Below are 21,838 nucleotides of genomic sequence, written 5' to 3'. Positions count from 1 at the left end.
GCCGCAGCGCGGCGCGGCGCGGGGCTCAGCGGTGCGCTGCGTCGAAGCGCAGCTGCACACTGACACCCTGTCCGCCTCTGGCCGTGCCGAACACGACTTCCAGGCCGTGCATTTCGGCAATGCGTCGCACGATCGACACGCCGAGGCCGCTGCCGCCCTCCTCCTGGCCGTCCGGCCGGTAAAAACGTTCGCCAAGCCGACGCAACTGCGCGTCGCTGAGCGGCGGGCCGTCGTTGGCGACCTCGACCGTGTCCTGCGTGAAACGCAGGACAACGCCGGTGCCGACCGGCGCATAACGGATGGCGTTGTCCAGCAGGTTGCGCAGCAGGACAGTCAGCAGGTTCTCGTCGCCCATCAGCGGGAAGGGGTACTGGCCAACCGGCGGCCATTCGCACGACAATTCGATGCCGCGACGTTCGGCCAGCAACAGACAGTCGCTCATCGCCTGCTCGACGACGGGCGTCCAGGCCACTTCGACGAGCGCGGGCAGCGCGCCGGACTCCACGCGCGACAGCGCCAGCATCTGCGTCACGAGCCGCCCCATTCGATCGAGGCCCGCATCGAGCTTGCGTTCAGCCTGCGTGCGCTCGTCCGGACTGCCCGAGCGGCGCACCACGTCCCACTGGGCGCGCAGCACGGCCAGCGGTGTGCGCAGTTCATGGGCCGCATCGGCGGTGAACCGGCGCTCCCGCACGAGCAACGCGTCGATGCGCGCGAAAAGGCCGTTCATCGCGCCGATCATCGGTTTGAGCTCGGCGGGCGTGGGGCCTTCGGGAATGGGTTGGAGGTCGTCTGCCTGGCGATTCGCCAGCTCGGTGGTGAGATCGGCAATCGGTGCCAGCGCGCGCCGCACCGCCCACGCCATCAACGCGAGCAAGAAGGGCAACACCAGCAACCAGGGCGCAACCTGGCTGGTCATCAGCCCGAAGATCAGCTCGTCGCGCTCGTAGGTGCCCTGCCCTGCCGCCACCTGCCAGCGACCGTCCAGCGATTGCAGGTAGTACACGCGCCAGGGGCGACCCGCGACATCCTCGTTGAAGAAGCCGCTGCGGTTCGGCAAGTTGGGCAGCTGCACGCCTTCACGGTCCGCCAGCATGAGTTGCCCGTGCTGGTCCCACACCGCCACCGCGAGGTCGCGCACGTCGGATTCGCCCGCGTCCGGCGCACCTTCCTGCGGCGCAGGCGGCAACGGACCTTCCGCCCGGCCAATGTCGGGACCCAGCGTGGACTGCAGCTGCCGCGCGAGCCGGATCAGTTCGGTGTCGAAAAGCTCGTTGATCTGGTGCCGCGCCTGGTCGATCGAAAAGTACAGCGCGACGCCCCACACCAGGGGAGCACACACCAGCAGATACAGCAGCAGGCGGCGTTGCAGGCTCATGGGCCGGCCTCGCCGGAACCGATGGCATAACCGACGCCGCGCACCGTGCGCACGATGTTCGGATCGATCTTGCGACGCAGATGGTGGATGTGCACCTCCAGCGCATTGCTTTCCGGCTCGACCCCGCTCCAGTCGTACAGTTTTTCCAGCAGGTGCGCCTTCGACAGCACCCGCTGCGACTGGCCCAGCAAGGCTTCGAGCACCGCCAGTTCGCGGCCCGTGAGGTCGACCTTTGCGCCCTTCCACAACACGACCTTGGTGGCCGGGTCATAGTGGAGCTGGCCGTGCTGCCATGCCGCCTGCGCCTGCCCGGCGGCACGCCGCACCAACGCGCGCAGGCGGGCTGCCAGTTCATCGATGGTGAGCGGCTTGACGAGGTAGTCGTCGGCACCGGCGTCGAGCCCGGCGATGCGCTCTTCGACGCCGTCACGCGCGGTGAGGATCAACAGCGGCACCTTGAGACCCCGTTCGCGCCAGCGCCGGAGCCACACCATGCCGTCGCCACGCGGCAGGCCCAGGTCCAGCACCACGGCGTCGAACGCCGCGCCGGCCAACGCCGCATCGGCCTTGGCACCGTCGCCGAACCAGTCGACCGCGTGCCCCAGCTGCCGCAAGCCGACGGCGAGCGCCTCGCCCAGCAGGACGTCATCTTCAACCACCAGCAAACGCATGTCAGTTCACTCCCGGCCACGTGGATCGGTGCCGCAGGTCATTATCAGGACCGGTTCTCACGCCGGAAAAGAACGAGTCGGTCGCCCGGGCGTCCTTCATTTCGGCCCGGCCCCCGGCGAAGGCGCAAGCCCCAGTGCCGAAAGCACGGGCTGCACAACGGCCGCCCGAAAGTCGAAGCCGCTCTCGTCGAACGCGTCGTAGGTGGTCCAGACGACGGCCGCCAGCGCCACCGCCGCGCCGATGGCGGCGAGCACCGCGGGCAGACAGGCCGGCTCGGGGTCGCGCGCGGGCGCGCGCGCTTTCAGCGCAGTGCGGTCGGCGTCGGTTTGCATCGTCATCTCCTCGATCGTGTGGGCCGCAAGAGCGCCGCCTGCCGGGCGATGATGGTTCGCCGACCTTTTCTTTTCGTTAAGGCCGTCGCGCGCACGGGCCGGCGCACCAATGCGGTGACGAATGCTGTTCTCCGGACGAACCGGCTCGATCGCAGTGCGGAAAACCGAAAATCGGGGCCGAAGGCGGCCTATCGGTCGGCACGGACATTGCTTGAACCTGTGAACTGTCCCCGGCGCCGTTGCCGCGGGTTTCACAGTGCCTCCGCTAATGAGGGCGGGATTCGAGCGAATCGACAGCGAACACGCTGGCGTTTCGCCTGCTCCAACCGGTAAGCGCGCAGGACATGACATGAAAATCGCAGTGATCGGCCACGGCATGGTGGGCCACAAGTTTCTGGAGCAACTCCATGCGCTCGGAATCACAGACGCCGAAGTCACGGTGCTGTGCGAGGAACCCCGCCCGGCCTACGACCGGGTTCACCTCTCCGAATTCTTTGCCGGCAAAACCGCCGAAGATCTTTCGCTGGTCGAACCGGGCTTCTTCGAGCGCAGCGGCTTCACGCTGCGCCTGGCGGCACGCGCCGTGGCCATCGAACGCCGCGACAACACGGTCACCACCGCCGATGGAGAGGTGGTGCACTACGACAAGCTGGTGCTGGCCACGGGTTCTTCGCCTTTCGTGCCGCCGGTGCCCGGGCGCGACCGCGCGAACTGCTTCGTCTACCGCACCATCGAAGACCTGGAGGCGATGAAGGAATGCGGCGCGCGCTCGAAGACCGGCGTCGTCGTGGGCGGTGGCCTGCTGGGCCTCGAATGCGCCAAGGCGTTGCGCGACATGGGCCTCGAGACGCACGTCGTCGAATTCGCACCCCGCCTGATGGCCGTGCAGGTCGACGAAGGCGGTGGGCGCGCGCTGCGCAACAGCATCGAGGCGCTCGGCCTGCAGGTGCACACGGGCCGCAACACGGTCGGGATCGTCGATGGTGCGACGGGCCGGCACCGCATGGTCTTCGCTGACGGCACGCACCTGGAGACCGACATGATCGTGTTCTCCGCGGGCATCCGGCCGCGCGACGAGCTGGCGCGTCAGAGCCTGCTGGCCCTCGGCGCGCGCGGCGGCATCGCGGTCGACACGCATTGCCGCACCAGCGACCGCAACGTCTACGCGATCGGCGAATGCGCCGCCTGGAACGACCAGACCTTCGGCCTCGTCGCGCCGGGCTACGACATGGCGCGCGTTGCCGCAAAGCACATCGCCGGCGAGGAAGACGCCGCCTTCACCGGCGCCGACATGAGCACCAAGCTCAAGCTGATGGGCGTCGATGTCGCGAGCATCGGCGACGCGCACGGCAGGACGCCGAGGTCGCGTGCGTACCAGTACGTCAACGAGCACAAGCAGATCTACAAGAAGATCGTGGTGAGCGAAGACGGCAAGCAACTGCTCGGCGCCGTGTTGGTGGGCGACGCAGCCGAATACGGCACCTTGCTGCAGCTGGCGCTCAACGGCATCGCGCTGCCGGCCGACCCGGAGTTTCTGATCCTGCCGTCGAGCGACGGCAAGGCCAGGCCGGGCCTCGGCGTCGAGGCGTTGCCCGACACCGCACAGATCTGCTCCTGCAACAACGTGAGCAAAGGCGCCATCTGCGCTGCGGTCGGCGAAGGCGCCTGCACCATCGCCGACATGAAGGCCTGCAACAAGGCCGGCGCCTCGTGCGGTGGCTGCGTGCCGCTGGTCACGCAGGTCATGAAGATGGAGATGGCCCAGCGCGGCATGGCCGTCAACAACCATCTGTGCGAACACTTCCCCTACTCGCGCCAAGAGCTCTACCACCTGGTGCGCGTCGGCCAGATCAAGACCTTCGCCGACCTGCTCGCCCAACACGGCAAGGGCCTGGGCTGCGACATCTGCAAGCCGACCGCGGCCAGCGTGCTCGCGTCGTGCTGGAACGACTTCGTGCTCCAGAAAGACCTGGCGAGCCTGCAGGACAGCAACGACTACTTCCTCGGCAATATCCAGAAGGACGGCAGCTACTCGGTGGTGCCGCGCATGCCGGGCGGCGAGGTCACGGCCGATGGCCTGATCGCCGTGGGCCAGGTCGCGAAGAAGTACGGCCTGTACACCAAGATCACCGGCGGCCAGCGCGTGGATCTGTTCGGCGCCCGCGTGGAGCAGTTGCCGCCGATCTGGGAAGAGCTCATCGCGGCCGGTTTCGAGTCCGGCCATGCGTACGGCAAATCATTGCGCACGGTGAAGAGCTGCGTCGGCTCGACCTGGTGCCGCTACGGCGTGGACGACAGCATGGGCATGGCGATCGAACTGGAGCACCGCTACAAGGGCTTGCGCACGCCGCACAAGATCAAGTTCGGCGTGTCGGGTTGCACCCGCGAATGCGCCGAGGCGCAGAGCAAGGACGTCGGCATCATCGCCACCGAGAAGGGCTGGAACCTGTACGTGTGCGGCAACGGCGGCATGAAGCCGCGCCATGCCGAACTGATCGCGTCCGATCTCTCCAAGGCCGAGCTGGTGAAGCTGGTCGACCGCTTCCTCATGTTCTACGTGCACACGGCCGACCGGTTGCAGCGCACCAGCACCTGGCGCGACAACCTCGAGGGCGGACTCGACTACCTGAAGGGCGTGCTCATCGACGACACGCTCGGCCTGGGCGCCGAGCTCGAAGCGCAGATGCAGCACGTGGTCGACACCTACCAGTGCGAGTGGAAAACAGCGGTGAACGACCCCGCCACGCGCCAGCGCTTTCGCTCCTTCGTCAACAGCGAGAAGAAAGACGAGCACATCGTGTTCGTCGAAGAACGCGGACAGATCCGGCCCGCCCGCAACGAAGAACGCGCGGAAGCCGGCGTCGCCACGGCCTGAACCCAGGAACACCCATGACCACCGAAACCCTTCGCTGGACCGCCGTGTGCGCGGCCACCGACATCCTCCCCGACACCGGCGTGTGCGCGCTCGTGGAGGGCGTGCATGTCGCGATCTTCCGCATCGGCGCTGCGGGGCCGTTCTTCGCGATCGACAACGTCGACCCGAAGTCGCAGGCCAGCGTGCTGTCGCGCGGCCTTGTGGGCAGCCTGGGCGACCGCATCGTCGTCGCGTCGCCGCTCTACAAGAACCACTTCGACCTGCGCAACGGCGAGTGCCTCGAAGCGCCGGAGCACTCGGTGCGCGCCCATGCGGTGCGCGTCGAAGACGGTCGCGTACAGATCTCGCTGGCCTGAGGGTCGCCCTTCTTTTTTTCATCGTTTTCAAGGAATCCCCATGGCCTACCTAGCCCCTGCCGAGTTCGTCACCAAGATGGTCGACGCCGGCGAATCCAAGCTCCTCATGTCCACCCGCGACACGCTGATCCGCTCCTACATGGCGGGCGCAATCCTCGCGCTGGCAGCCGCCTTCGCTGTCACCATCACCGTCAATACGGGCAACGCACTGGTCGGCGCGATGCTGTTCCCGGTCGGTTTCATCATGCTGTACCTGATGGGTTTCGACCTGCTCACCGGCGTGTTCACGCTGGCGCCGCTGGCCGTGCTCGACAAGCGCCCCGGCGCCACCTGGAAAGGCGTGCTGCGCAATTGGGGCCTGGTGTTCGTCGGCAACTTCGCCGGTGCACTGACGGTGGCGTTGTTCATGGCGATCATCTTCACCTTCGGTTTCAGCGAGGCGCCCAACGCCATCGGCGAGCGGCTCGGCCACATCGGCGAAGGCCGCACGCTGGGCTATCAATCGCACGGGGCGGCCGGCATGCTGACGCTGTTCGTTCGCGGGGTGATGTGCAACTGGATGGTGTCGACCGGCGTGGTCGCGGCCATGATGTCGACCACCGTGTCGGGCAAGGCGATCGGCATGTGGATGCCGATCACGATCTTTTTCTACATGGGCTTCGAGCATTCGGTCGTGAACATGTTCCTGTTCCCCACCGGCCTGATGCTCGGCGGCAAGTTCACGCTGATGGACTACCTCGTCTGGAACGAGATCCCGACGGTGCTGGGCAACCTGGTCGGCGGCCTGACCTTCGTCGGTCTGACGCTCTACGCGACGCACTACAAGACGGCGGCCAAGCGCGTCGTGAGCTGAACGCATCGCCGCGCCCTCGATGCGCAAGACGCTCGGCCAGCACTCGCTGGCCGGAGCCGGTCGGGTCAACCAGGATTTCCACGGCGCGATGCTGCCGGAGGGACCGCTGCGCACCGCCAAGGGCATCGCGGTGGCGATCGCCGACGGTATCGGCTCCAGCCGCGTCAGCCAGGTCGCCAGCGCCGCGGCGGTGCGCGGCTTTCTCGACGACTACTACGCCACCTCCGATGCATGGTCGGTGCGGCGTTCGGCGCAGCGCGTGCTCGCCGCCACCAACTCCTGGCTGCACGCGCAGACGATGCGCAGCGACGCGCGTTTCGACAAGGACGCCGGCTATGTCTGCACCTTCAGCGCGCTCATCTTCAAGGGGCGCGACGTGCACATGCTGCACGTCGGCGATTCGCGCATCTACCGGCTGCATCCGCACGCCCTCGAGCAGCTCACCGAAGACCATCGTGTGCATCTGTCCTCGGTCGAGTCGTACCTCGGGCGTGCACTCGGTGTCGGCGCGCATGTGGAGATCGACTACCGCGACTGGACGGCGGAAGTCGGCGAGGTGTACCTGCTCGCCACCGACGGGGCGCATGCGCATCTCGGTGCCGAAGCGGTGCACGACGCGCTCGCGCGCTGCGGTGACGACTTCGACGAAGCGGCGCGGCTGCTTGCGACGGCAGCGCGGGCCCGCGGCGGTGACGACGACGCCACCCTCCAGCTGCTGCGCATCGATGAGCTCCCTGCAGCGGACGCGGCGCAGCTTCAATTGCAACGGCAGGCGCTGGCGTTGTCGCCGCCGCTGGCGCCGCGGGCGCGCTTCGAGGGCTTCACGCTCGTGCGCGAACTGCAGGTCAGTTCGCGCAGCCATGTGCACCTGGCTGTGGACGATGTCACCGGCGAGCAGGTGGTGCTCAAGCTGCCGTCGATCGACATGCGCGAGGACGCCGACTACCTCGACCGCTTCGTGCTCGAGGAATGGGTGGCGCGGCGCGTCGACAGCCCGCATGTACTCAAGGCGAGCGCGATCGACCGCACGCGCGGTCACCTGTTCGTCGCCATGGAGTACGTCGACGGCCAGACGTTGGCGCAGTGGATGGTCGACCACCCCGCGCCGAGCCTGGACAGCGTGCGCGCCATCGTCGCGCAACTGGCGTCGGGCCTGCAGGCGCTGCACGGCCGCGAGATGCTGCACCAGGACCTGCGACCGGAGAACGTGATGATCGACGGCACCGGCACCGTCAAGATCATTGACCTTGCTTCGGCCCATGTGGCGGGCCTGGCCGACAGCGCCGGCTCGCGCGACGCCCACGCCATCGCAGGCACCCTGCAGTACACGGCGCCCGAGTACTTCACGGGGCACGGCGGCAGCGCACGGTCCGATCTCTTCTCGCTGGCGGTCATCACTTACCAGATGCTCACGGGCCAGCTGCCCTATGGCCTGCATGCCTCGCGCGTGCGTGCGCCCGCCGACGCGAGCCGGTTGCACTATGTGCCGGTCCGCCATTTCCGCCCGGCGCTGCCCATCTGGGTCGATGCGGTGTTGCAGAAGGCGCTGCACCCCAATCCTGCGAAGCGGCAGCAAGCCGTGTCCGAGTTCGCGCACGACCTCAAAGCACCGGGGCAAGAGTTCCTGCGAGCGCGCATGCCGCCGCTGATCGAGCGCCACCCGGTGCGCTTCTGGCAAGGGACCACGGCGTTGGCGGGCGCCGGCGTGGTCGTCCTGCTCGGCCTGCGCGTTTTCGGCCATTGAAGCTGTCGGCCCTGGCTGACAGGGTGACTCCGGAGCGCATGCAACGATGTGTATCGCTTACATCACATCTGGAGAAGACTCTCATGCACAAGATCCTCATCGCCCTCGCCGCATCCCTCACCGTCCTCGGCGCCAGCGCGCAGATCGGCAAGGCCGCGTCGGAAGCCACCGATGCCGCGCAGCACAAGATCGACGAAAAGCAGGCCGACAGCAAGGCGAAGAAGAGCGGCCCGGTCGGCAAGGCCGTGAACAACGTCAAGTCGGGCTACCACAAGAACCGCGCCAAGAGCTCGGCCAGCAAGGCAAAGCAGTCGCTGAAGAACGCGGGCTGATTTCAGGCCGACAGCGCCTGCAGCGCTTCGGGCGGCAGCACGAGTTGCGACGCCGCCAGGTTTTCGCGAAGGTGACTCACCGACGAAGTCCCGGGAATCAACAGGACGTTCGGTGACCGCTGGAGCAACCACGCCAAAGCCACCTGCATCGGCGTGGCGCCCAGCGACTCGGCCACCTTTGTCAGTGCGGCCGACTGCAGCGGCGTGAAGCCGCCCATCGGAAAGAACGGCACGTACGCGATGCCGTCGCGTGCCAGCGCATCGACGAGCCCATCGTCGCTTCGGTTGGCCAGGTTGTACTGGTTCTGCACGCACACGACCTCGCACATGCTGCGCCCTTGCGCGACCTGCGCTCGCGTCACGTTGCTGAGTCCGATGTGCCGAACCAGCCCTTGTGCCTGCAGCTCGGCCAGCGCGGCGAGCGGTGCCTCGATGCTGCCCTCGGCCGGGCCGTGCACGTCGAACATGATCCGCAGGTTGACGACCTCCAACACGTCGAGCCCGAGGCTGCGCAAGTTGTCGTGCACCGCTGCTGCGAGCGCCTCGGCCGTGAGCGCCGGCAGCCACCCGCCCTTGTCGTCGCGCGAGGCGCCGACCTTGGTGACGATGAGGAGGTCGTCCTTGTACGGATGCAGCGCCTCGCGGATCAATCGATTGGTGACGTGCGGGCCGTAGAAGTCGCTCGTGTCGATGTGGTTCACGCCGCTGGCGACGGCTTCTCGCAAGACGGCGAGCGCATCTTCACGGTCTTTGGGTGGGCCGAACACGCCGGGCCCAGCGAGTTGCATGGCGCCGTAGCCGAGCCGTCTCACGGTGCGGCCCCCCAGTGTGAAGGTGCCTGCGTCGTCGATGGAATTCATAATGTTTCCTTTGCGTTGAAAGCCAGTCTAGGTTTGCAGCGCGCATGCGATAAGCCGGCACACTCGGCACACGCTGTGCGGGAATCCAAGCAATGAAAGCAAATCTGGGTGATCTCAACGCCTTCGTCGCCGTGGTGCGGGCAAAGGGTTTCAGGGGCGGTGCGCGCATGAGCGGCACCAGTGCCTCGGCCATCAGCGAGGCGGTGCGCCGGCTGGAAACCCAGCTGGGCGTCCGGCTGCTGAACCGCACCACCCGAAGCGTCGTGCCGACCGAGGCAGGCCAGCGCTTGCTCGAGCGGCTCGCCCCGGCGTTGACTGAAGTCGAAGCGGCGCTGGACGTGGTCAACGGTTTTCGCGACCGGCCTGCCGGCACGTTGAGGCTGAACGTTCCGATCAGCGCGTCGCGGCTCGTGCTGCCGGCCATCGTGCCGAGCTTCCTGGCGGCGTACCCCGACATCGTGCTGGAGATCGTGGCCGAAGACAGCTTCATCGACGTGATCGCAGCCGGTTGCGATGCCGGCATCCGCTACGACGAGCGGCTCGAGCAGGACATGATCGCGGTGCCCATCGGTCCGCGCGTGCAGCGCTTCGCGACCGCTGCAGCGCCGGCATACCTGGCGGCGCGCGGTCGCCCCGACCATCCCCGCGACCTGCTGAAACACACGTGCATCCGCGGGCGCTTCAGCAGCGGCGTCATGCCGACCTGGGAGTTCGAACGCAAGGGCGAAAAGGTGCGGGTCAATCCGACCGGCAACCTGATCGTGCGCGCGGGCGAGGCGGTCGAGCTCGGCGTCGAGGCCGCGATCGCTGGCGCCGGCGTCATCTTTCTCTTCGAGGACTGGCTGCGGCCATACCTGGAAAGCGGCGCGCTCGTCCCACTGCTGGAACCTTGGTGGGTGACTTTCTCCGGACCGTTTCTCTACTACCCGGGCCGGCGCCTGGTGCCGGCGCCGCTGCGCGCGTTCGTGGATTTCATCAGGACTTCCGGCGACGCCTGACTGCCGCCAGGCCCGGCGCCCAGTGCGCAGCGTCGGCAAACCACTCGACGAGGAAATCGATGAACGTGCGCAGCGCCGCGCTCATCTGCCGGCGCGATGCATAGATGCCGTGAACACCCAGCGATTGCGGCGCGTAGTCGGGCAGGAGCGGCACCAGCCTGCCCTCTGCGATGAGCGATGCCACCGAATACAGCGGCTGCATCGCCACGCCGACGCCTTCGAGTGCGGCGGCAAGCAGCACATGCGTTTCGTTCGCGCTCAGGTTGCCGCCGACCGGCACGACGATGCGCTCGCCCGCGTGGTCGAACGCCCAGAGACTCTTGCCGAAATAGGAGTACGTGAGGCAGTTGTGCAGCGCGAGGTCTTCGGCGCGCTGCGGCCGGCCATGCGCCGCGACCCACGCGGGCGACGCGCACACGACCGACGCGCATTGCGCGAATGGCCGTGCGATGAGGTTGGGGTCGATGTCGTTGGTGATGCGAATCGCGAGGTCGATGCGGTCTTCGACCAGGTTCACTGCGCGCGCATCGATGTGCAGGTCGATCGCCACTTGCGGCCAGCGACGCAGGTATTCGGCCACCGCGCCGGCCAGCACATCCTGCGCGAGCGACTGCGAACACGCGATGCGCAACAAGCCGCGCGGCAGGTCTTCGCCCGGCGCTGACGTTGCGGCCATGTCGCCGGCCACCTCGAGCATGCGTTGGCAGCGCGCCAACGCTTCTTCGCCCGCGGGCGTGAGGCTCACGCGGCGCGTCGTGCGGTGCAGCAGGCGGGCGCCGGCCCAGCTTTCCATTTCGGCCAGGTAGCGCGTGACCATCGGCCGCGACATCGCCAGCGCATCGGCCGCGCCGGTCAGGCTGCCGCGCGCGGCGATGGTCACGAACACTTCGGCGGCGGTGAGGCGGTCCATGGCGGCGATTCGAATTGCATCGATCGGTGAAACAAAGAAGCGCATTTTCAGCGCTTTTTCTATCGCTTCGAGAAACTTAGCATCGTGGCTTCAACGCTCGCTCCACGCACCGCTCAGGGACTCATTCATGCTTCGCTCCACTTTTCTACGCACCGCCCTCGCTTCCGCCACGTTGGCGCTGGTGGGTGCGGCGCATGCCGCGCAACCGCTCCAACTCATGGTGCACAGCGCGGACACCAAGTCGATGTTTCCGGTCGCTTCGGAATTGATCACCGGCGCCACCGAGGCCGTGCTCATCGACGCGCAGTTCCAGCGCAACGATGCCGAGGCGCTGGTGCAGAAGATCAAGGCCAGCGGCAAGAAGCTGACCACGGTCTACATCAGCCACAGCGACCCCGACTACTACTTCGGTCTCGACGTGGTGCACGCTGCGTTTCCGGACGCGAGGATCGTCGCCACTGCGCCCACCGTCGCGGCCATCCAGGCTTCGAAGGACGGCAAGCTCGCGCACTGGGGGCCGATCCTGAAAGACAACGCACCGAAGACCTTGGTGGTGCCTGAGGTGCTTGCAGGCGACACGATCACGCTTGAAGGTCGGCAGATCCGCATCGTCGGCCTCGACGTCCCGACACCGGCGCGCAGCTTCGCCTGGATTCCGTCGCTCAAGACGGTGGTCGGTGGCATTCCGGTGAGCAACAACATCCATGTGTGGATCGCCGACACGCAAAGCGCCGCCTCGCGCAAGGACTGGCTCCAAACCCTCGACCGCATCGACGCGCTGCGACCGCGCGCCGTGGTGCCGGGCCATGCGCTGCCGGCCGCCAACGGCAAGGTGTCGTACACGACGGGCGTGGCGTTCACCCGCGGCTACCTGAAGGCCTTCGAGACCGAGGCGGCCAAGGCAAAGGACTCGGTCACGCTCATCGCGGCCATGAAGAAGCGCTACCCGACGCTTTCCGACGCGTCATCGCTCGACCTCAGCGCCAAGGTGATCAAGGGCGACATGAAATGGCCGCAATGACCACCCTCCACTACCTCTTCGATCCGCTCTGCGGCTGGTGCTACGCGGCCGCGCCGCTGGTCGCTGCTGCGCGCGACGTGCCGGGCCTCACGATCGCGCTGCACGGCGGCGGAATGATGACCGGCCCGAACCGTCGCACGATCACGCCGCAGTGGCGCGAGCACGTGATGCCGCACGACCGCCGCATCGCGCAGCTCAGCGGCCAGCCTTTTGGCAGCGGCTATTTCGACGGCCTCCTGAACGACACCACCGCCGTGACGGACTCGGCCCCGCCGACCACCGCGATCCTCGCGGCGGAGCAAGTCGGCGGACGCGGACTCGACCTGCTGCATCGGCTGCAGCGCGCGCACTACGTCGACGGCCTGCGCATCGCAGACACCGACCTGCTGCTGGCGCTCGCAGCCGACATCGGCCCCGACGCGGCGGCATTCGAAGCGGCTTTCACGGACCTTTTGGGCGCACGCACCGACGCGCATTTCGCCGAGAGCCGCGCGCTGCTCGTGGAGGTCGGCGGCCAGGGCTTTCCGACCTTCGCGCTTGCCGATGCGGAAGGCTCGCGCACCCGCATCGACGCGAGCCGCTTCCTCGGCCAGCCTGATGCATGGATTGCGCATCTCACCCAATCGATTTCCAACCTCGCCGCGTCAAGGAGCACCCCATGAGCCACATCGCCGCGCGCGACGGCCTCACGGTGAAAGCCGGAGACGCCAGCGACGCAACCGCCATCGCGCCGCTCCTGCGCGGGCACGATGCCGTCGTCAGCGCCACGCGCTTCGACGGCGGCAGCACCGCCGAAACGGTGGTCGCATCGGCCAAACAGGCCGACGGGCCGCGTGTTCCTGGACACGTTGCGCAAAGAGAAGGCGCTCGACTGGACCTTCATCTCGCCGTCGGCCCTGTCCGAGCCCGGCGAGCGGACCGGCCAATTTCGCATCGGCGGCGACCAGCTGCTGGCGGATGCCGCCGGCGCGAGCCGCATCACGATGGAAAATTTCGCGGTCGCGCTGGTCGACGAGGTCGAATCGCCAAAGCACTCGCGCGCGCGCTTCACCGTCGGCCACTGAGCACCGACAGGATCAAGGCGCGAGCAGCCCGACCTGCTTCACGAAGTCGTCAAGTGCCGAGCGCCACAGAGGCGCGCCGCGGTGAATCAGCTGGTGACCGTCGGAGCCCTCGACCGGCTCGGTCATCAGCAACGCGGCCGGGCTGCCGCCGGCCTTGAACGCTGCGAACCAATGGACCGGCGCTTCGCGGCCCCAGTACAGGTCGTTCTTCGCGTAGAGCCACAGCGTCGGCATCTTCGTGGCCTTGCCGAAGAGGCGATAAAGCTCGGTCAGGCGTTCGGGCTTGCAGCTTCGGCCCGGCGCTTCGTTCGGATTGCCACCGGCACCGCCCGCGAAATTGACGGCGCCGACCACGCCCGGTGTGTTGAAGGTGGCAAGCGCGAGGGTGGTGAGCCCACCGACCGACTGGCCTTCGAGCAGCACGCGGTCGCGCCGCACCCACGGTTGCTGGCGCGCCCACGACAGGGCCGCCACCTGCGTGGCACGCGCGTTGTCCGCCGTGCGCTCGTAGCTGGGCACCGCATGGCACTGGTCGCCGTGCCAGTTGCTGACGGAGTCTTCGCGGTCGTCGCCCCCGGTCTCACCATAGCCCGGCCGGATCGGCGCCAGCACGGCCACGCCCTTGCGGAGCCAGTAGTTCGCATGGCCGACCCTGATCGGGAACTTCATGTCGAGGCGCTCCTGCCGCGTGGCCGCGCGACCGTGCGCGAACAGCACCAGCGGAAACGGACCATCGCCCGGCGGCTTGTAGAGATGCGCCACGACTTCGGTGGGCTGGCTGTCGACCGCGAGCGTCAGGCGGATCGTCTCCGGCTGCTGCAGATCGGCCGCCGGCCCCTGCGCCGTTGCAGCGCACGTCGTCAGGAGAAAAGCCAACGCGGCGCAGCAACGGAAAGGGGTCATGACGGTTCGTGAGTTCGTCCTAGCGCGCCACTCCGAGCAAACGTTCCAGCACCTCGGGTTGTGTGCGCAAGGTGGCAGCCTCGGCAGCGTGCACGACAGTGCCGTGGTCGAGCACCACCGCCGTGTCGGAAATCGCGAGGATCGCCTGAGGGTGTTGCTCCACGATGATCGCGGCCAGCCCCTCGCCCTGCGTGATGCGGCGGATCGCGCGCAGCAACTCTTCCACGATGATCGGCGCCAGGCCTTCGAGCGGTTCGTCGAGCAGCAGCAGCCGCGGATTGACGACCAGCGCACGACCGACCGCCAACATCTGTTGTTCGCCGCCCGAGAGCTGCGTGCCCAGGTTGCCCTTGCGCTCGGCCAGTCGCGGGAACATCTCGTACACGCGCTGTGGATTCCACTGGCCGGCTCGCGCCACGGCCGTCAGGTTCTCATGCACGGTGAGCGACTTGAAGATGTTGCGCTCCTGCGGCACCCAACCGATGCCGGCGGCGGCGCGCTGGTGCGGCGGCAGTTGGTGCAGCGGCTGTCCGCCCAGCGTGATGCTGCCGGCGTGTTGCCGCGTCGCGCCGGCCAGCGTGTTGATGAGCGTCGTCTTGCCGGTGCCGTTGCGCCCGAGCAGCGCGAGCGTCTCGCCCTGGCCGAGCGCGAGCGAGATGCCGGTGAGCACCACCGCCTCACCGTAGCCGGCGCTCAGGTTCTCGATGCGCAACAGTTCACTCATGCGCCGCTCCATGGCCCAAATAGACCTCTTTCACCTTGGGATCGTTGGCGATCGCATCGGGATCGCCCTCGGTCAGCACCGCGCCGTTGACCAGCACCGTCATGCGATCGGCGAAGCTGAAGACCAGGTCCATGTCGTGCTCGATGAGCAGCACCGACACATCGGCCGGCAGCGCGGCAACGGTCTGCAGCAACTCCTCGCGCTCGCCCGCCGGCACGCCGGCCACCGGCTCGTCGAGCAGCAGCACACGCGGCTCGCAGGCCAGCGCGATCGCGATCTCGAGCAGGCGACGCTTGCCGTACGCGAGGTGCTTCACGGGCTGACGGGCCACGTCGGCCAGGCGAAACTGTTCGAGCAGTTGCGCAGCGCGCTCGGCCACGACCTTCGCGGCACCGAGCGGTTGCCACCACCGCGACGCGATGCCGTGGTGTTGCGACACCACGAGCGCCAGCGTTTCCAGCGGCGTCATCGAATCGAACAGCTGGTTGATCTGGAAGGTGCGCACCAGACCGCGCGCCACCCGCTTGTGCGGCGCCAGCGTGGTGATGTCTTCGCCGAGCAATGCGATGCGGCCCTCGGTCGGCGTGAGCACGCCCGTGAGCAGATTGATCAGCGTGGTTTTGCCAGCGCCGTTCGGGCCGATGAGCGCATGGCGCGCGCCGCGCTTCAGGTCGAGCGTCACGTTGCTGGTGGCAGTGATGCCGCCGAAGCGCATCACGAGGCCTTTGGCAGAAAGAACGGTGTCGGTCATGCCCGCTTTCCGATCCAGGTCCAGGGCTTGAGCAGCCTGTCGCGACCGACCAGCACGAGCAGCACCAGGATGAGGCCGATCCAGAACATCCAGTACTGAGGCGTCACCGCCGAGAGCCAGTTCTGCAGCAGCTTGAACACGATCGCGCCGGTGATGCCGCCGTAGAGCCAGCCCACGCCACCGATCACCAGCATGAGCAGCACGTCGGCCGAGCGGTCGAACGCCAGCACATCGAGCGAGGCGAAGCCGGTGGTCTGCGCGAGCAGCGCCCCGGCCGCGCCAGCGATGCCGGCCGCGATGGTGTAGATCACGACGAGCCGCGACGCAACCGGAACGCCGATCGCCATCGCACGAAGGCGGTTGTCGCGGATCGCCTTGAGCGTCGCGCCGAACGGCGACTGCACCAACCGGCGCATGAAGAGGAAAAGCACCAGCATCACGGCCAGCGAATACCAGGCCGCCGTGCGGCCGTAAAGGTCGAAGTCGAACACGCCGAGCACCGGGCCGAGCACCACGCCCTGGAGCCCGTCGGCGCCGCCGGTGAGCCAGTCGAGCTTGTTCGCGAGTTCGAGCAGGAGCAATGCCGTACCCAGCGTGACCATCAGTCGCGTGAGGTCGCTGCCGCGCAGGATCGTCACGCTCGCCACCGCACCCAGCGCCGCCGACAACACGATCGCGAAGAAGAGCCCGACCGTCGGGTCGGGCATCACCAGCTTGGCGAACAATGCCGCCGCGTAGGCGCCGAAACCGAAGAACGCCGCATGCCCGAGCGACACGATGCCCGTGTAGCCGAGGATCAGGTCGAGCGACATCGCGAACAGCGCGACGATCGCGATCTCGTTCACCAGCAGCGCGTGCGAAGGCACGAGCGCGGGCAACGCGAGGGCGACGATCCAGATCGCGAATTCCCACGGGCGCCAGCGCGCCTTGTTCAGCAGCGCCGACTGCGCTGCGTCGGCATCCATCACTTGGCGCCCTTTCGCGTGAACAACCCTTGCGGCCGCCACATCAGGATGAGGATCATCAGCAGGTACACCGTGAAGGCGCCCATCTTCGGGATGAAGTACTTGCCGGCGACGTCGGCGATGCCGAGCAGGAGCGCCGCCGCCAGCGGACCGGTGATCGACGAAGTGCCGCCGACCGAGACGACGATGAGGAAATAGATCATGTACTTGAGCGGAAAGGTCGGATCGAGCCCGAGGATCTCCGCACCGAGCGCACCGCCGAGTCCCGCGAGCCCGGAGCCCACCGCGAAGGTCGCGAGGAACACCACGTTCACGTTGATGCCCATGCCCGCCGCCACGCGGGGGTCGTCCACCGCCGCGCGCAGCCGGCTGCCGAAGCGCGTCTTGCTGAGGATCAGCTGCAACACGACGGTGAGCACCGCGCACACGCCGATGATGAAGAGCCGGTAATGCCCCATGCCCAGCATGAGCGCGCCGTCGCCGATCTCGGTGCGGCCGCGCAGCCATTCGGGCAGTTGCACGTTCTGCTGCGACGAACCCACGAAGTAGTCGATGGCGGCGACCGCCATGAAGGCGAGGCCGATGGAAAAGAGCACCTGGTCAAGATGCGACTTGCCGTACATCGGCCGGTAGAGCGTGCGTTCGAGCAGCGCACCCGCCCCCCCGACGACGAGGAAGGCCAGCGGCAGACACCAGAGGAACGGCACGCCGAACTTCTGCATGGCGAACACCGTGAGGTAGCCACCCGCCATGGCGAAAGCGCCGTGCGCGAGGTTGATGAAGTTCATCAACCCCAGCGTGATCGCCAACCCCACGGCCAGCACGAACAGCAGCATCCCGTAGGCGATGCCGTCGAAAAGAATCGTCAGCACGCGATCACTTGGCTTTGCCGGGGTCCTTGACGGCCTTGATCACGTCGAACTCGACGTTGTACAGCTGGCCGTCCTTCTTCTCGACCTTGCGCAGGTACACGTCCTGCACGATGTCGCGTGTTTGCGCATCGATCAGCACCTGGCCGCGCGGGCTCTCGAAGACCTGGCCTTTCATCGCGGCCAGCAGCGCATCGCCGCCGCCCTGGCCCTTGCTGGTCTTGAGCGCTTCGTAGATCACTCGCATGCCGTCGTAGCCGCCGATCGCCATGAAGTTCGGGCGCATCTTCGGATTGGCCTTCTGGAAGGCCTCGACGAACTTCTTGTTCATCGCCGACGGGTGTGCGGCCGAGTAGTGGTGCGAAGTGACCACGCCGAGCGCGCCGTCGCCCATGTCGTTGAGCTGGTCGTCATCGGTCACATCGCCGGTCGCGATGAACCTGATGCCGGCCTTGTCCATGCCGCGCTCCAGAAACTGCTTCATGACCGCGGCACCCGCGCCCGAGGGCACGAAGACGAACAGCGCGTCGGGCTTGGCATCGCGCACCTTCTGCAGAAAAGGTGCGAAATCGGGGTTGCGCAGGGGCACGCGCAGCTTGTCAATGACCTTGCCACCGTTCAGCTGGAAGCGCTCGCTGAAGAACTTCTCGGCGTCGTTGCCCGGCCCGTAGTCGGCCACCAGCGTCACCACGGTCTTGATGCCGTTCTTCGGCGCCCAGTCGCCCATCGGCACCGACACCTGCGGCAGCGTGAAGCCCGAACGCACGATGTACGGCGAGGCTTCGGTGATGCTCGACGTGGCGGCGGCCATCACGACCTGCGGCGTTTTCGATTGCGTGGCGATCGGTGCCACGGCCAGCGCGAGCGGCGTGAGGCCGAAGCCGGCAAGCACGTTGACCTTATCGTTGACGATCAGTTCCTGCGCCAGGCGCTTGGTGACGTCGGGCAGGCCGGTGTCGTCCTTGACGATCAGCTCGACCTTCTTGCCGGCCACCGTGTCGCCGTTCTGCGCCATGTAGAGCTTCGCCGCCGCTTCGATCTGGCGCCCCGTCGAGGCCGACTGGCCCGTCATCGGCAGGATCAGGCCGATCTTGAAGGTGTTGCTCTGGGCGTGGGCGGCCGGCAGGGCCAGCGCGAGCGCGACGAGGCTCGCGGCTTTGCCGAAGTGGCGACGATGCATGGTTTTTCCTTGAGAAATGGAGCGCGGGCGCGCGACTGAAACGATTGTCCGCAAAGGTCGCGCATCGGCGCTCATGGTAAACACCCAATCTGTTCGCTATGCGAACTATTGTTCAAAATAATTCAGTCAGGCCGGTACGCCGAGTCGATTGAGATCGAGCCGACCACGCGCGACACGCAGGTGCAGATGCGCTGGTTGCCGGCCTTCTCGTGCTCGCTCAGGAACACGTCGCGGTGATCGATCTCGCCGTCGAGCGCCAGCACGTCGACCGCGCACAGGCCGCACTCGCCGCGCTTGCAGTCGTGCAGCGTCTGCACGCCGACCGCGTGCAACGCATCCATCAGGCTGCTGTCGGCCGGCACCACGATGTCGATGCGCTGCCGCGGCACTTCGACGCGAAACGGTTGCGGTGCGAAGCGTCCGCTGCTGCCGAAGGTTTCGTAGCGCAGGTCGGCCACCGGCCGGCCCGATGCCGCCCATTGCCGGCGCACCGCGTCGAGCATCGGCACCGGGCCGCAGACGTACATCTGGCCGCGCGGCGGCAGGGCGGCGATCTCGGCGGCGATGTCGATGTGTCGCCCCTCCGACGCCACGAATTCAGCGAACGCAGCGCCGAGCAGTTCGCGCAGCAAGGGCCGGTACGCGACCTCGGCGGCTTCGTGTGCGCCGTACACCATGCGCAGCGGCGCACGCCCGGTGCGGGCCTGCAGATGCTGCGCCATGTGCAGCATCGGCGTGATGCCGATGCCGCCTGCCACCAGCAGGTAGGCCGGCGCGTTCAGGTCGAGCCCGAAGTGGTTGCGCGGCCCGTTCACCTGCAGCCGGTCGCCGACCGCGAGCTGCCACATCGCACGTGAGCCGCCCTGCCCCGCATCGAGCCGCTTGACCGCGACGCGAAAGCACTCGCCGTCGGGCTGGCCGACGAGCGAATAGGAGCGCTTGATCGGCCGGCCGTCGCGCAGCAGTTCGACCTCGATGTGGCTGCCGGGCGACCAGTCGGCCGAGATGTCGTGGGCGTCCTGCGGACGCAGCGTGAACTCGCGCACCGTGGGGGTGATGTCGCGCAGCGACTCGACGCGCGCGGCGCGCCAATGCGTGGAATTCTTCATGTTGGAGGCCGTCGTCAGCTGCGGCGGCGGATCAGTTGAACACCAGGGAGCGGATGGCCCTGCGCGCCATGCAGTGCCTCGCGCAGATTGCGTTGCGCCAGGCGGCTGTGCTCGCGCATCAGCGCCTCGGCGCGCGAGCCTTCGCGGCTCTCGATCGCATCGAGCACCTGCCGGTGCTGGTCTTGCGCGATCAGCAGCATGTCGCGCGCGGCCGGCGAGTTGGCCTGCACCACGACGAAGCCCGACGGCGACGCGAAGGGCAGGTTGGTGATGCGCTCCAGCTGCTGCGCGATCACCGGGCTGCCCGACAGTTCCGACAGCAGCGCGTGGAAGCGCGCGTTGAAATCGACGTAGCGCGAAAAGGCCGTGTCGTCGAGCGCCGGCTCGCGCAGCAGCGCGTCGATGCGCTGCAGGCAGGCGCGGGCTTCGCGCAGCACCACCGGCGGCGCCCCGCGTTCGGCGGCCAGCCGCGCCGCCAGCCCTTCGAGGGTGCCACGCAGCTCGATCGAATCCGACACGTCGCGTTCGGAAAACGTGCGCACCGCATAGCCGCCGTTCGGCAGGCTCTCGAGCAAGCCTTCCTGCTCGAGCCGCATGAGGGCCGAACGCACCGGCGTGCGCGACACGCCGAGCAACTCGGACATCGCGACCTCGGCGATGCGCGTGCCACCCGGCAGCTCGCCGGCCAGCACCATTTCGCGCAGCCGCAGTTGCGCTTTCACCGCCTGCGAGGTGCCAGCGTCGACCGCGTCGTGGACGGCGAAGCTCGCGACCGTACTCACCGCGCGGTCTCCGTCGTTTCGGCGGGCCGGATCGGGATGGTCGGCCGGCGCGGTTGCTCGCGCTCGACCATGCGGTCGATCAGGCGCCGCGCCCACATTGCGCCGGCGTCGATGTTGAGGTTGTAGAAGGCGTAGTCGGGCCGTTCGTCGATGGCGCGCTGCTGCGCTTCGAGCACATGTTCGTCTTCGCGGAAGATGGTCGCCACGCCCTCGCGCAGTTCGTGCGTGAGCCGCTGCTCGCCGATGCAGTAGTTTCGCGCAAAGGCCCAGAAATAGAGGCAGGTCTTGTCGGTCTCGGGCGTGATCGTGTTGAGCACGAAGCCGTTGACGCCGCGGCTGCGGTCGCCCTTGTCGCCGTCGGCCTTCGGCACGGCACCGCTGCCCGCCTCGGCCACGCCGACGTCGATGTTCACGGTGCACGGTCCCTCGAAACGGATGATCTGCCAACGGTCGACCTTGCCGCGGTAGCCGTGGCCGTGGCGGATCTGCGCGGCCCAGAACGGCGGCGCGTCGATGTTCTCCATCCAGCGCGTGACGGTGGCCGAGCGGTCGCCGTGGGTCGCGACGAAAGGCGCCTCGGCCACCTCGCGATTGCCGATCGACGAGCCGTGCACGAAGGCTTCGTGCGTGAGGTCCATCAGGTTGTCGACCACCAGCCGGTAGTCGCACGCCACCCGGATCATCTTGCCGTCGCCGGCCCAGGCCGGATCGTCGTTCCAGTGCATGTCGGGCACCAGCGCCGGGTCGGCCTTGGCCGGATCACCCGGCCAGATCCAGACGAAGCGGTGCTTCTCCACGACCGGATAACTGCGCACGCAGGCCGACGGGTTCAGCGTCTCCTGGCTCGGCATGAAGGTGCAACGGCCCTGCGCGTTGTAGACCAGGCCGTGATAGCCGCAGACCACCTCGTCGCCCTCGAGCCGCCCCATGGACAGCGGCATCAGGCGATGCCAGCACGCGTCTTCCAGCGCAGCGACCTGGCCGTTCGTCTGCCGGTAGAGCACCAGCTTCTGGTTGCACACGGTGCGGGGCAACAGGGCGTGCTTCACTTCGACGTCGTAGGCCGCCGCGTACCAGGCGTTCAGGGGAAAGCTGGGAGAGGTATTCATGGATACGGAATGTATACATTGATGCACCGAAATCCAGGGAAAACCGCCAAT

Annotated in this window: 22 protein-coding genes and 1 pseudogene; 9 read left to right on the top strand and 14 right to left on the bottom strand. The window is 67.4% G+C overall.

Translation table 11 applies throughout. From position 1 onward, the window contains the following. Positions 1-25 precede the first annotated feature (25 nt). The 3 genes from AX767_RS16535 to AX767_RS16525 form a co-directional block, all read right to left on the bottom strand. Positions 26-1,378, bottom strand: coding sequence for an ATP-binding protein (locus AX767_RS16535; protein WP_068632323.1), 1,353 nt, complete (start codon positions 1,376-1,378; stop codon positions 26-28). Further along, positions 1,375-2,049, bottom strand: coding sequence for a response regulator (locus AX767_RS16530; protein ID WP_068632322.1), 675 nt, complete (start codon positions 2,047-2,049; stop codon positions 1,375-1,377). The genes AX767_RS16535 and AX767_RS16530 overlap by 4 nt, the downstream gene beginning before the upstream one ends. 96 nt (positions 2,050-2,145) lie before the next feature. Then, positions 2,146-2,388 (bottom strand): hypothetical protein, encoded by a 243-nt coding sequence (locus tag AX767_RS16525; protein WP_068632321.1) that lies wholly within the window; start codon positions 2,386-2,388, stop codon positions 2,146-2,148. A 343-nt stretch (positions 2,389-2,731) separates the two neighbouring features. Between AX767_RS16525 and nirB the strand changes: the two genes are divergently transcribed. The 5 genes from nirB to AX767_RS16500 all read left to right on the top strand — a co-directional run bounded on the left by nirB (position 2,732) and on the right by AX767_RS16500 (position 8,542). Then, a complete protein-coding gene (gene nirB / locus AX767_RS16520) occupies positions 2,732-5,257 on the top strand; it encodes a nitrite reductase large subunit NirB (protein WP_068632320.1) in 2,526 nt (841 codons plus the stop codon). Positions 5,258-5,271: 14 nt separating this feature from the next. Beyond that, positions 5,272-5,613, top strand: a complete 342-nt coding sequence (gene nirD, locus AX767_RS16515) for a nitrite reductase small subunit NirD (RefSeq protein ID WP_068632319.1) — start codon at positions 5,272-5,274, stop codon at positions 5,611-5,613. A 40-nt stretch (positions 5,614-5,653) separates the two neighbouring features. Next, on the top strand, positions 5,654-6,466 hold the full coding sequence (locus AX767_RS16510) for a formate/nitrite transporter family protein (protein WP_068632318.1): 813 nt from the start codon (positions 5,654-5,656) through the stop codon (positions 6,464-6,466). Positions 6,467-6,485: 19 nt separating this feature from the next. Continuing rightward, positions 6,486-8,210, top strand: a complete 1,725-nt coding sequence (locus tag AX767_RS16505; protein WP_068632317.1) for a bifunctional protein-serine/threonine kinase/phosphatase — start codon at positions 6,486-6,488, stop codon at positions 8,208-8,210. An 83-nt stretch (positions 8,211-8,293) separates the two neighbouring features. Continuing rightward, a complete protein-coding gene (locus AX767_RS16500; RefSeq protein ID WP_068632316.1) occupies positions 8,294-8,542 on the top strand; it encodes a hypothetical protein in 249 nt (82 codons plus the stop codon). Between the two features lie 2 nt (positions 8,543-8,544). On the opposite strand, the gene AX767_RS16495 is transcribed toward AX767_RS16500, so the two are convergent. Beyond that, positions 8,545-9,402 carry an aldo/keto reductase family oxidoreductase gene (locus AX767_RS16495; protein ID WP_068632315.1) on the bottom strand — a complete coding sequence of 286 codons (858 nt, stop codon included), beginning with the start codon at positions 9,400-9,402 and terminating at the stop codon, positions 8,545-8,547. Between the two features lie 92 nt (positions 9,403-9,494). On the opposite strand from AX767_RS16495, the gene AX767_RS16490 reads away from it, so the two are divergent. After that, the gene (locus tag AX767_RS16490) at positions 9,495-10,400 is read left to right on the top strand and encodes a LysR family transcriptional regulator (protein WP_068632314.1); all 906 of its coding nucleotides are present in this window, start codon (positions 9,495-9,497) and stop codon (positions 10,398-10,400) included. Here AX767_RS16490 and AX767_RS16485 read toward each other — a convergent pair. Continuing rightward, on the bottom strand, positions 10,378-11,310 hold the full coding sequence (locus AX767_RS16485; RefSeq protein ID WP_068633790.1) for a LysR family transcriptional regulator: 933 nt from the start codon (positions 11,308-11,310) through the stop codon (positions 10,378-10,380). The genes AX767_RS16490 and AX767_RS16485 overlap by 23 nt on opposite strands. 127 nt (positions 11,311-11,437) lie before the next feature. On the opposite strand from AX767_RS16485, the gene AX767_RS16480 reads away from it, so the two are divergent. The 3 genes and pseudogenes from AX767_RS16480 to AX767_RS16470 all read left to right on the top strand — a co-directional run. Then, the gene (locus AX767_RS16480; protein WP_068632313.1) at positions 11,438-12,331 is read left to right on the top strand and encodes an MBL fold metallo-hydrolase; all 894 of its coding nucleotides are present in this window, start codon (positions 11,438-11,440) and stop codon (positions 12,329-12,331) included. Further along, positions 12,328-12,993 (top strand): DsbA family protein, encoded by a 666-nt coding sequence (locus AX767_RS16475; RefSeq protein WP_082755045.1) that lies wholly within the window; start codon positions 12,328-12,330, stop codon positions 12,991-12,993. Before AX767_RS16480 ends, AX767_RS16475 begins: the two co-directional genes overlap by 4 nt. Positions 12,994-13,158: 165 nt before the next feature. Next, positions 13,159-13,395, top strand: a pseudogene (locus tag AX767_RS16470) (NAD(P)-dependent oxidoreductase); the annotation flags it as partial. A 12-nt stretch (positions 13,396-13,407) separates the two neighbouring features. On the opposite strand, the gene AX767_RS16465 reads toward AX767_RS16470, so the two are convergent. The 9 genes from AX767_RS16465 to AX767_RS16425 form a co-directional block, all read right to left on the bottom strand. Continuing rightward, entirely contained in the window at positions 13,408-14,298 is an 891-nt protein-coding gene (locus tag AX767_RS16465) for an alpha/beta hydrolase family protein (RefSeq protein WP_068632310.1), read from the bottom strand. 19 nt (positions 14,299-14,317) lie between these two features. Next, positions 14,318-15,022 (bottom strand): ABC transporter ATP-binding protein, encoded by a 705-nt coding sequence (locus AX767_RS16460; RefSeq protein ID WP_068632309.1) that lies wholly within the window; start codon positions 15,020-15,022, stop codon positions 14,318-14,320. Next, positions 15,015-15,773, bottom strand: coding sequence for an ABC transporter ATP-binding protein (locus tag AX767_RS16455; protein WP_068632308.1), 759 nt, complete (start codon positions 15,771-15,773; stop codon positions 15,015-15,017). Before AX767_RS16455 ends, AX767_RS16460 begins: the two co-directional genes overlap by 8 nt. Further along, positions 15,770-16,738, bottom strand: coding sequence for a branched-chain amino acid ABC transporter permease (locus tag AX767_RS16450; protein ID WP_068632307.1), 969 nt, complete (start codon positions 16,736-16,738; stop codon positions 15,770-15,772). Before AX767_RS16450 ends, AX767_RS16455 begins: the two co-directional genes overlap by 4 nt. Next, the gene (locus AX767_RS16445; RefSeq protein ID WP_068632306.1) at positions 16,738-17,610 is read right to left on the bottom strand and encodes a branched-chain amino acid ABC transporter permease; all 873 of its coding nucleotides are present in this window, start codon (positions 17,608-17,610) and stop codon (positions 16,738-16,740) included. Before AX767_RS16445 ends, AX767_RS16450 begins: the two co-directional genes overlap by 1 nt. 4 nt (positions 17,611-17,614) lie before the next feature. Next, the gene (locus AX767_RS16440; protein WP_068632305.1) at positions 17,615-18,787 is read right to left on the bottom strand and encodes an ABC transporter substrate-binding protein; all 1,173 of its coding nucleotides are present in this window, start codon (positions 18,785-18,787) and stop codon (positions 17,615-17,617) included. A 122-nt stretch (positions 18,788-18,909) separates the two neighbouring features. Beyond that, the gene (locus AX767_RS16435; RefSeq protein ID WP_068632304.1) at positions 18,910-19,896 is read right to left on the bottom strand and encodes a PDR/VanB family oxidoreductase; all 987 of its coding nucleotides are present in this window, start codon (positions 19,894-19,896) and stop codon (positions 18,910-18,912) included. 14 nt (positions 19,897-19,910) lie between these two features. Next, positions 19,911-20,678, bottom strand: coding sequence for a GntR family transcriptional regulator (locus AX767_RS16430; protein ID WP_068632303.1), 768 nt, complete (start codon positions 20,676-20,678; stop codon positions 19,911-19,913). Beyond that, positions 20,675-21,787, bottom strand: a complete 1,113-nt coding sequence (locus AX767_RS16425) for an aromatic ring-hydroxylating dioxygenase subunit alpha (RefSeq protein ID WP_068632302.1) — start codon at positions 21,785-21,787, stop codon at positions 20,675-20,677. The genes AX767_RS16430 and AX767_RS16425 overlap by 4 nt, the downstream gene beginning before the upstream one ends. Positions 21,788-21,838 lie beyond the last annotated feature (51 nt).

The organism is Variovorax sp. PAMC 28711, from assembly GCF_001577265.1.
Classification (GTDB): domain Bacteria; phylum Pseudomonadota; class Gammaproteobacteria; order Burkholderiales; family Burkholderiaceae_C; genus Variovorax.
Note: the sequence above shows the minus strand (reverse complement) of the source record. Positions and strands in the feature narration are given on the sequence as shown.

Excerpts from the sequence above, each read along its gene's own strand:
- AX767_RS16490 (WP_068632314.1), top strand. The coding sequence starts at position 9,495 with ATGAAAGCAAATCTGGGTGATCTCAACGCCTTCGTCGCCGTGGTGCGG.
- AX767_RS16455 (WP_068632308.1), bottom strand. The coding sequence starts at position 15,773 with ATGACCGACACCGTTCTTTCTGCCAAAGGCCTCGTGATGCGCTTCGGC.
- AX767_RS16510 (WP_068632318.1), top strand. The coding sequence starts at position 5,654 with ATGGCCTACCTAGCCCCTGCCGAGTTCGTCACCAAGATGGTCGACGCC.
- AX767_RS16500 (WP_068632316.1), top strand. The coding sequence starts at position 8,294 with ATGCACAAGATCCTCATCGCCCTCGCCGCATCCCTCACCGTCCTCGGC.
- AX767_RS16495 (WP_068632315.1), bottom strand. The coding sequence starts at position 9,402 with ATGAATTCCATCGACGACGCAGGCACCTTCACACTGGGGGGCCGCACC.
- AX767_RS16460 (WP_068632309.1), bottom strand. The coding sequence starts at position 15,022 with ATGAGTGAACTGTTGCGCATCGAGAACCTGAGCGCCGGCTACGGTGAG.
- AX767_RS16450 (WP_068632307.1), bottom strand. The coding sequence starts at position 16,738 with ATGGATGCCGACGCAGCGCAGTCGGCGCTGCTGAACAAGGCGCGCTGG.
- nirD (WP_068632319.1), top strand. The coding sequence starts at position 5,272 with ATGACCACCGAAACCCTTCGCTGGACCGCCGTGTGCGCGGCCACCGAC.
- AX767_RS16530 (WP_068632322.1), bottom strand. The coding sequence starts at position 2,049 with ATGCGTTTGCTGGTGGTTGAAGATGACGTCCTGCTGGGCGAGGCGCTC.
- AX767_RS16425 (WP_068632302.1), bottom strand. The coding sequence starts at position 21,787 with ATGAATACCTCTCCCAGCTTTCCCCTGAACGCCTGGTACGCGGCGGCC.
- AX767_RS16440 (WP_068632305.1), bottom strand. The coding sequence starts at position 18,787 with ATGCATCGTCGCCACTTCGGCAAAGCCGCGAGCCTCGTCGCGCTCGCG.
- AX767_RS16475 (WP_082755045.1), top strand. The coding sequence starts at position 12,328 with ATGACCACCCTCCACTACCTCTTCGATCCGCTCTGCGGCTGGTGCTAC.
- AX767_RS16525 (WP_068632321.1), bottom strand. The coding sequence starts at position 2,388 with ATGACGATGCAAACCGACGCCGACCGCACTGCGCTGAAAGCGCGCGCG.
- AX767_RS16465 (WP_068632310.1), bottom strand. The coding sequence starts at position 14,298 with ATGACCCCTTTCCGTTGCTGCGCCGCGTTGGCTTTTCTCCTGACGACG.
- AX767_RS16535 (WP_068632323.1), bottom strand. The coding sequence starts at position 1,378 with ATGAGCCTGCAACGCCGCCTGCTGCTGTATCTGCTGGTGTGTGCTCCC.
- AX767_RS16435 (WP_068632304.1), bottom strand. The coding sequence starts at position 19,896 with ATGAAGAATTCCACGCATTGGCGCGCCGCGCGCGTCGAGTCGCTGCGC.
- AX767_RS16480 (WP_068632313.1), top strand. The coding sequence starts at position 11,438 with ATGCTTCGCTCCACTTTTCTACGCACCGCCCTCGCTTCCGCCACGTTG.
- AX767_RS16505 (WP_068632317.1), top strand. The coding sequence starts at position 6,486 with ATGCGCAAGACGCTCGGCCAGCACTCGCTGGCCGGAGCCGGTCGGGTC.
- AX767_RS16485 (WP_068633790.1), bottom strand. The coding sequence starts at position 11,310 with ATGGACCGCCTCACCGCCGCCGAAGTGTTCGTGACCATCGCCGCGCGC.
- nirB (WP_068632320.1), top strand. The coding sequence starts at position 2,732 with ATGAAAATCGCAGTGATCGGCCACGGCATGGTGGGCCACAAGTTTCTG.